7 protein-coding genes and 2 pseudogenes are annotated in these 7766 nt (G+C 41.7%); 3 read left to right on the top strand and 6 right to left on the bottom strand.

Annotation, left to right across the window (positions count from 1 at the left end; all coding sequences use genetic code 11):
- Window positions 1-309: 309 nt before the first annotated feature.
- Window positions 310-675, bottom strand: coding sequence for a MarR family winged helix-turn-helix transcriptional regulator (locus tag V7K21_RS03130; protein ID WP_335171435.1), 366 nt, complete (start codon window positions 673-675; stop codon window positions 310-312).
- Window positions 676-1360: 685 nt separating this feature from the next.
- Here V7K21_RS03130 and V7K21_RS03125 point away from each other — a divergent pair.
- Window positions 1361-1597 carry a hypothetical protein gene (locus tag V7K21_RS03125; protein ID WP_335171432.1) on the top strand — a complete coding sequence of 79 codons (237 nt, stop codon included), beginning with the start codon at window positions 1361-1363 and terminating at the stop codon, window positions 1595-1597.
- A 50-nt stretch (window positions 1598-1647) separates the two neighbouring features.
- Here V7K21_RS03125 and V7K21_RS03120 read toward each other — a convergent pair whose 3' ends face one another.
- On the bottom strand, window positions 1648-2307 hold the full coding sequence (locus tag V7K21_RS03120; protein WP_335171430.1) for an NADPH-dependent F420 reductase: 660 nt from the start codon (window positions 2305-2307) through the stop codon (window positions 1648-1650).
- A gap of 57 nt (window positions 2308-2364) precedes the next feature.
- Window positions 2365-3111: an SDR family oxidoreductase gene (locus V7K21_RS03115; protein ID WP_335171427.1), complete on the bottom strand. Its 747-nt coding sequence runs from the start codon at window positions 3109-3111 to the stop codon at window positions 2365-2367.
- Between the two features lie 84 nt (window positions 3112-3195).
- On the opposite strand from V7K21_RS03115, the gene V7K21_RS03110 reads away from it, so the two are divergent.
- On the top strand, window positions 3196-4113 hold the full coding sequence (locus V7K21_RS03110) for a LysR family transcriptional regulator (protein WP_335171424.1): 918 nt from the start codon (window positions 3196-3198) through the stop codon (window positions 4111-4113).
- 416 nt (window positions 4114-4529) lie between these two features.
- Here the strand turns inward: V7K21_RS03110 and V7K21_RS03105 are convergent, their stop codons facing one another.
- Window positions 4530-4745: an HU family DNA-binding protein gene (locus tag V7K21_RS03105; RefSeq protein ID WP_335171437.1), complete on the bottom strand. Its 216-nt coding sequence runs from the start codon at window positions 4743-4745 to the stop codon at window positions 4530-4532.
- A gap of 22 nt (window positions 4746-4767) precedes the next feature.
- A complete protein-coding gene (locus V7K21_RS03100) occupies window positions 4768-6228 on the bottom strand; it encodes a TonB family protein (RefSeq protein ID WP_335171422.1) in 1461 nt (486 codons plus the stop codon).
- Between the two features lie 186 nt (window positions 6229-6414).
- On the opposite strand from V7K21_RS03100, the pseudogene V7K21_RS03095 reads away from it, so the two are divergent.
- Window positions 6415-7104, top strand: a pseudogene (locus V7K21_RS03095) (IS1634 family transposase); the annotation flags it as partial.
- 11 nt (window positions 7105-7115) lie between these two features.
- Here the strand turns inward: V7K21_RS03095 and V7K21_RS03090 are convergent.
- Window positions 7116-7676: pseudogene (locus V7K21_RS03090) on the bottom strand (IS4 family transposase); the annotation flags it as partial.
- Window positions 7677-7766 lie beyond the last annotated feature (90 nt).

Here is a 7766-nt window from a genome sequence, read left to right as displayed (position 1 = left end):
TAGCACTCGATTGCAATTACTTTACCGTATTTGCTGTGCTGTTTCTTAAATCCTTTACTAGTAAGCCTTTCAAGACTTAACGGGAAAAGTCAGATCGAGCGACTTGCACTGAGCGGTGTCGAAGTGAGTCGAGATTCAACAACCGGAGCAGAGGAGCAGGGCAGAAAGAAGAAATTTTAGGCAATTGCGTTCAGATTCATGTTTCTGACTCCTTGACACAAGGTGCCGATAATTTCTTTGAATGCTTATCATCAACTACCAACATAGAGAAATTAAGTGCATATACACTTTTTCGAGAAAAATTTTAGACTAACGCAAGAGTGCTGTTGCTTCCACTAAATGCGCCAACAAAGTGTTCCATCGTTGCTGTCCAAGTGCTGTCTCAACCATGCTTTGAGCCTGTTTCCACAATGGTAAAGCTTTCGCTAAGACAGCTTCTCCGGCTTCGGTCAAGGCAATGACACGAGTTCGCTGGTCTTGCCCAGGTTCGGATTTTAACCATCCTTCGCGTTCAAGGGGCTTGAGATTCCTGGTTAAGGTCGTGCGATCCATCACTAGCATCTTCGCTAACTCGTTGACCGTGGCTGATTTTACGATCGCTACAGCAGCCAGAATGGTGAACTGAGTCACTAGCAATCCGCTCGGCTTGAGTACTTCGTCAAAGTGTTGTGTCATAACACGAGAAGCCTTTCGGAGATTGAAACAGGCGCACGCCCAAGCCACTTGACCTAGAAGATCAGTGTTGATTGGGTTAGTATCTTTATCCATAGCTTAAGTGTATATGCACTTATTTTTGATGTCAAGTGCCGGCTAAAAACCTAGCGTGGCAAAACTTACTAGAGAAGAGCGGAAATCCTGTAATCTTGACTTTGTAGCGAAATAATGGTGCAAAAACTTGGCATGAAATTGTTTAAAACCAGAGGCAACATCGTTTGAAGTACTCGATTGTGTTCAAAAAAAAAGCCCCTCGTGCGGTCAAGCAATGTGGAATGAATACAATAATCCTCGACATATAAGAACTTTAAACGGGGTAGTATGGGATTTCCAACTAAAAAAATATTCCATCGTTGTGTGTGCAGAGGAGGCAGAGGAAGCAGAGGCGGCAGAGGAGAAAGAATCTGCCACTATGAAAATGGGATAATTTATTTTCCGGAAGTCCCTATAACTACAGCTAAAAATTCGTCGATGTCAAAATCAGTCATGTCTGCGGTACAAAAAAAATTGATTCCCCAGCATCTATTGGGAATCCTATTTTTGGTGGGTTTTAAAACCCTCAATGTCACATAAATAGGAATTATTAATCAGGAATTAGGAATTTTTTCAAAAGTTCAAAGTCTGCATCCTACAGTCGAGGCAGTATTTGAAAAATCAACTATCTTTGCCCTGTTTAGATCACTTAGGTGCACGAAAACCGGCAAGTTGTGCTGTTGCTGGGTCTTTAAAAGAGTTTTTTAAGCTAGAAGCTGTTTTTTCTGAATTTCCTGAAAACGGAAAAACTAAGATGCTTTTGATTTTTGGGTTTGGTTACAACGCTATATTTACCCCAATCTATGAATTTTCAAGAAGTCAAAAATCAATTTCCAGGAGCAGTAGGTGAGATCGAAACACTTGAAAGACTAGGGTTCGCTTCCCGTTATGTATGCTTTTTCAAGAAATCGGTTTGACTTCTGGTTGAATCAGGTTAAGAACAGTGTAAGGATCGCGACCAGAAAATAGCAGCTTAATCACAATTGCTGCCGCAGACTCTAACAATCGAGCATACTTCAACTCCCCCAAATCGACTGGCTCACTCCCAACATCTTCAATCAGCGAAGCCACTTGACGTTTCGCGTCAGTATCGTCGCCGCAATAGAGCGTTACTAACCGCCGACCATCGAAATTAGGCTGCTCCATCTGCCAAACTTTTGCCTGACACATATTGAACGCCTTCACTACCTTAGCCTTGGGAGAATAAGCAGCGATCGCTTCTGATAGTGATACTCCATCATAAGTTTGCGTTAAGTAATTACCGTTAGAGGGGTCAACAGGATTATTTATGTCTAATAGAATCTTGTTTGCAAAAGCTTCACTTCCTCCACCTGCTTCCATAGCTTCAAATACTGCTTGGTGAGGAGTCGCTAAAACAATGACTTCACCAAACTCTGCTGCCTCTACAGGGGAACCAGCTTTTGTCCCCTGAGCAAGTTGATGTGCTAAACTCTGTGCTTTGCTAGAATCTCGACCTGCAACAAATAGCTCGTGTTTTCCTACCCAACGTGAACTTAAAGACTCTGCCATGCTGCCATAACCGATAAAGCTGATCTTCATTACTATTTCTCCCTAATACAGTTCAATGGAAATAAAAGCACTATTTTTCATCTAGATTTACCACTGTAATTTTATGGGGCCGCCAAACTGACGCATCTCTGCAAAAAACTGTCCTTGCGCTCCTCCATCTGGAAGTGTTGCTAAATAAACAGCAGTTTCGGCTCCAAGGTCTGCTGTAAACGGCGCATTCTCTCCTCCCATATCAGTTTTCATCCAACCTGGAGAATAAGCATTAACGAGAATATTAGCGCCAAGCAGTTCTTTTGCTAGAAGAACAGTTAGACCGTTCACCCCTATTTTGGATAGTCGATAGGAAGGTGCTATTGGGTAGTAGTCAGTAGTAATTGCAGCCAAAGATGCCATTTCGGTTGAGACATTGACAATGCGACCGTAGTTGTGAACCTTCATCAACGGAATTAATGCTTGAGAAATTCTCAGGAGCGCTAGAACATTGGTGTCAAATGTAGAGCGCATCGTTTCTAGTTGAACTGTCAATAAACTAGATTCCTCTGGCTTGGTTGTAGGATTGATGCCGGCATTGTTCACCAAAATATCTACCCTGCCGTAGGCTTCTCTTAGCCATTGAACAAACTCTACCACATTCAAATCACTCGTAACGTCCAGTGTGTGATAGTTCACATCAAGCCCTTCACTAGATAATTGTTCTTTAACAGCAAGACCATCTGTTTGGTTACGGCTCGTTAGAACAACATGGATGCCAATTTGGGACAATTTCCGAGCTATGGCATATCCTAACCCACGATTGCTACCTGTTACTACAGCAATCTTTTTCTGATTTGTCATCTTAATAAATTTTTGCAACTTTCAGTTTTACTTTACTCAAATGTTTTAAATTAATCAAATTGATTGAAATAATATATTTAATCGATGCGATTAATAGACTTGTCTGCCATTGATCTGAACCTTCTAGTCGCCTTTGAAGCACTTTTTGAAGAAAGGAGTGTTACAGCAGCAGCAACACGATTGTATTTAGGCCAACCAGCAATGAGTGCGGCACTCGCTAGGTTACGCATACTATTCCAAGATGAATTATTTATCCGAATTGGCAGGCAAATGCAACCCACAGCAAAAGCTCTGGAAGTTGCTCAAGGTATAAAAGCTGCTTTACAACAAATTCGACAGACATTGGAAGCCAGCCAAACATTTGACTCTACTACTTCTAAAAGTACTTTTACAATTGGCAGTTCAGATTACACTAGCTATGTTGTTATTCCCAAGCTTCTAAAAATTTGTCGTCGAATTGCACCAAGCATTAATTTTCGATTAATTAGTTTTGCAAAAAACTTTGTCGGAGAACTATTAGAGCGACGAGAGATTGATCTAGCTTTGGGTGTTTTTCAAGAGCCACCCAGACAAACAATACAAATGCCATTATTTCCAGAACACTTTGTCGGCATCTGTCGTCTTGGACATCCCATTCTCTTGGAGGACGTTATCACACCAGAAATCTTCGCTAATTTTCTTCATGCTCTTTTTACTCTTAGGCAAGATGAAGTTGGTGAAATCGATAATGCGCTTGCCCAGTACAACCTCCAGCGTCGAGTTGCTTTGACAACTCCTCACTTACTAGTGCTACCAGCAATCATTTCATCAACTGATTTAATTGCTGCTGTTCCATCACGATTGCTAGCACCCTTGGCATATCAAGATGCATTAGAAATTTTTGAACTTCCTGTACAAACTCAACCGTGGATGATTTCAATGCTATGGAGCAAACTTACAGAGCAGGATCAAGCCAATTGCTGGTTACGACAGATGCTGATAAGCGTTTGTGAGGAAATTTAATACATCAGAGAAGTCTTTTAACATTAATTACATAATCCCAATGCTGATAATTTTCCTAATAAAGAATTATGGCTCTCCTAGACTAGCTATGTTAAATTAATACTCAATACAAGCTTGAAGTATCACATAGCAAGGGATTCAAACAAATCAAGCGTATTTTTATTAAATGTTTTATTTTGTATTCCTATAACCTTTTTATATCAATAGCTCCAGCCTGTTTTTATTATTAATTTATCATAACCACTCTGGGAGAGCCAGAATTATTAACTGAGTAGGGCATTAGTGCAGTGATCGCGCTTGTGTAACATCTGCAATTCAACACTCACATTTCCCCTAACATTGCTATATCCTGTCTTGAGAACAGCGAACGCTACAGCTTTACAGCGATTGGATTGCTAGTGGCAAAGCAATCAATACTATGGCGCTACTTTTTCTTTAAACTGTTTCCCAGCAGAGAATGCAGGCACTTTGGTCACTGGAATTGTCATTGGCTCATTAGTTTTCGGATTACGCCCTTCGCGTTCTGAGCGATCGCGTCGCTCGAATGACCCAAACCCAATCAGCGTTACCTTTTCACCATTAGCTACAGTCTCGGTAAAAACTGACAAAAAAGCACTAATATCACGAACCAGGCGGTACTCTGTTTACCTGTTATTAGCCACCATCCCTCGATAAATTTAGTTCGCCAAAAACATTGATATCAAATGTAAATTCAATATCAATGTAGTTCTTGCGATATCCTGTGGGCAAAGGTGCAAAAGGTGCAGCTCGCTGTATCGCATTCATTGCTACTTCATCAGTCACACGAAATCCAGAGGTTTGTACAATATTGAGATTGTTAACTTCACCTGAACGATTAACAGTGAAGTTAAGCACCGTTCGCCGATTAGACTGGCTCATTCCTGGTAGCCACTGCTGCTGAACGCGTTGCTTTAATTTGTTTAAGTAAGAGGTGAGGTCTACATCTTGACTGCTGGCATCAACACCAGAAGTCCCAATGCGATCGCGGTTAGAATTAGGCACAGCTGCAAGTTGGTCGGCGCGATAATTCTGACTAGATACACCCACAGTACCACCCAACAAACTTGCTGCACCTCTTTTTAGAGATGACTGAGCTTGAGTCGGTGTTCGCCCACTGAATGCAACTCTCGACTGCATTAACTTCTTCTTCGGACTCCTGGGTAGTGTCGTAGCTCTTTCAAGTGCTGTTTTTCCCAATTGGGCTGGCTGTGGCGTAGTAATCGGTGCTACTGCAATTTTTTGAGAGTTAAATACTTGTGCCGTGGTTGCAGGTGCTGAAGGTATTTGCTTTAGGTTGGAGGATGTTAGTGTCCTTATTGGTGATGTTTTTCCAAATTGGGCTGGCGTTGGTGTAGTCATTGGTGCTACCACAATTTTCTTAGAATTAGGTACTTGTGATTTGGTTGCAGGTGCTGACGCTATTTGTTTTGGGTTAAGTACTAAAGGTGTTGTCAAAGGCGCTGTTTTCAGAAGCGGAACTGGCTGTGGTGTGGTCATTGGTGCTACTGCAATTTTCTTAGAATTAGGTATTTGCGCTGTGGTTGCAGGTACTGAAGGTATTTGCTTTGGGTTGGGTGATGTTTTAAGGAGTGGAACTGCCAGTGGTCTAGTCATTGGTGCTGCTACCTCGCTTGCAGATACTGATGCTGTTTTTCGAGATTTGAATTGCGATTGTTGACTAGATAGATTTGGTAATTCCGTTTTCTGCTGCTGCCGTCCTGTCTGGAATACCTTCACGGGAGATGAGGCTGTTAAGTCAGAAGAACGCGCGTTATCGGCTTTATGTCCTACCAGATTCGCTGACTTCATCACAGAAATAGGTCTTTTTGGCAAAGCTTTACCGCCAGCAAGAGAATTTTTGGTAGCCCGGAATGAGGTTTGAGGAGTTATGTCTGTTTTCTGAGGAGGAACTTCAACTATTTCGATTGGAATCTCTTGGCTAATTTCTTGCTTCGGCTCATGCATCAAAGCTCTGTACCAATATTTGCTCCCCACTAAAAAAATAGAGTGTAGCAGGATAGAAGTAACTACACCTTGGGGCATATCGAGAGGGCGCACACTCCGATGGTAGAGAAATTTATCAGATGAAGCCATGTGATTGTACTTTCTTTAATAGCGTCCTCAGCAGTCTATTTATAAAGTACAAGTTTCTGTTATTTTCGGTTGTCTATAATTACTCCCGGTTCGCCCATTTTTTAGGGAGTTAGGAAAAGTAGATAGTCAAAAGTATACCGAAAGGCATATTCCTAAAAAGACTTGATTAGATATATGTTCGCAATTATGGCAACTGAACCCATAATTACAAACGAACGAGTCGATGATATACCTATACTTCTAACTCAAATAGAGCGTATGGGCATACAACCGCTAATCGATAAACACTTCCCAAGACACGGAAATTGGCAAGGTAAAAGCTTGGGAAATATAGCAGTAATTTGGTTAGCACACATATTATCGCAAGCAGATCATCGTTTAAATCAGGTCCAAACCTGGACTTCTAGGCGGTTAGAAACATTAAAAACATTTTTTGGAGAAGATTTAGGTGAACTCGACCTTACCGATGACCGTCTAGAAGCTCTATTACGCTACCTCGACTGCGACAGTAACTGGCACTCATTTGAGTCAGAACTTGGAGGAAGTTTGTTGCAAGTGTACAATATCAAGCCAGAACAGGTACGTATGGATAGCACAACAGCTTCAAGTTACTGTGGAGTTAATCCTGAAGGGTTATTTCAATGGGGTCACAGCAAAGATCATCGCCCAGACTTGGCACAAGTGAAAATAATGTTATCAACATTAGACCCTTTAGGAATGCCAATTGCGGCTGAAATACTATCAGGAGAAAAAGCCGACGACCCGTTGTATATCCCAGCAATTGAGAGAGTACGTTCAACGCTAAAACAGTCAGGATTACTATATATTGGTGACTGTAAAATGGCATCAATTGCGACGAGGACTCATATTGTATCTGACTTTTCCCGTTAAGTCTCTTTTGCAAGCTGCCAACCTTCACAAAGGTCGTGCAATTTTAACCAGCCTCGCCACAGTACCTGGATACCAATAGGGGTTTTATGTCGATGTTCTAAGTAACCCCCTAAACGAGCGATGCCTGCGGCGGGCTTCGCCTACGCTCCCACAGCCCAACTAACTGTTAATATCTCGGGTAGTTTGGGTGATTTAGCTTTCAAAATGCGAAGCTGAAGGGGATTGAGGACTTCAATTGCCGGGGTTAAAGCTTGAGTACGGTGTAGATAAGTTAACTGCAAAAGTTCTACAGCAATCACGCTCAAGAAACCAAGTAAAGCCTTCATACCATCAGCAGCAAGTCTGTATCGTTCCACTTGACATCCCGATTTGAAAATTTTGTGATATTCTTCTATTCGCCAACGGTAAGAATACCAGCGTAAAATAGTACAAGCCATCTCGATATCTGTGACAACTTCCGTGGTGAGCAACATCCATTCCACAGGCGTTTCACCCTCTGGAGAATCAACTTCCGTGGCATAAACAGCATAGACAAGTACAGGGTCACGGTTGTCAAGGGACTTCCAAAGAATAAATTAATCAACAAAAAACAAGAATTCACGCTTTGATAATAATGATAATCATTTTAAGGGGGAGAAAGCGGTTGC

The sequence above is a fragment of the Nostoc sp. genome (genome assembly GCF_036919595.1).
Lineage (GTDB): Bacteria > Cyanobacteriota > Cyanobacteriia > Cyanobacteriales > Nostocaceae > Nostoc.
The sequence above is the reverse complement of the archived record's forward strand: the minus strand, read 5'-3'. Positions and strand labels throughout refer to the sequence as shown.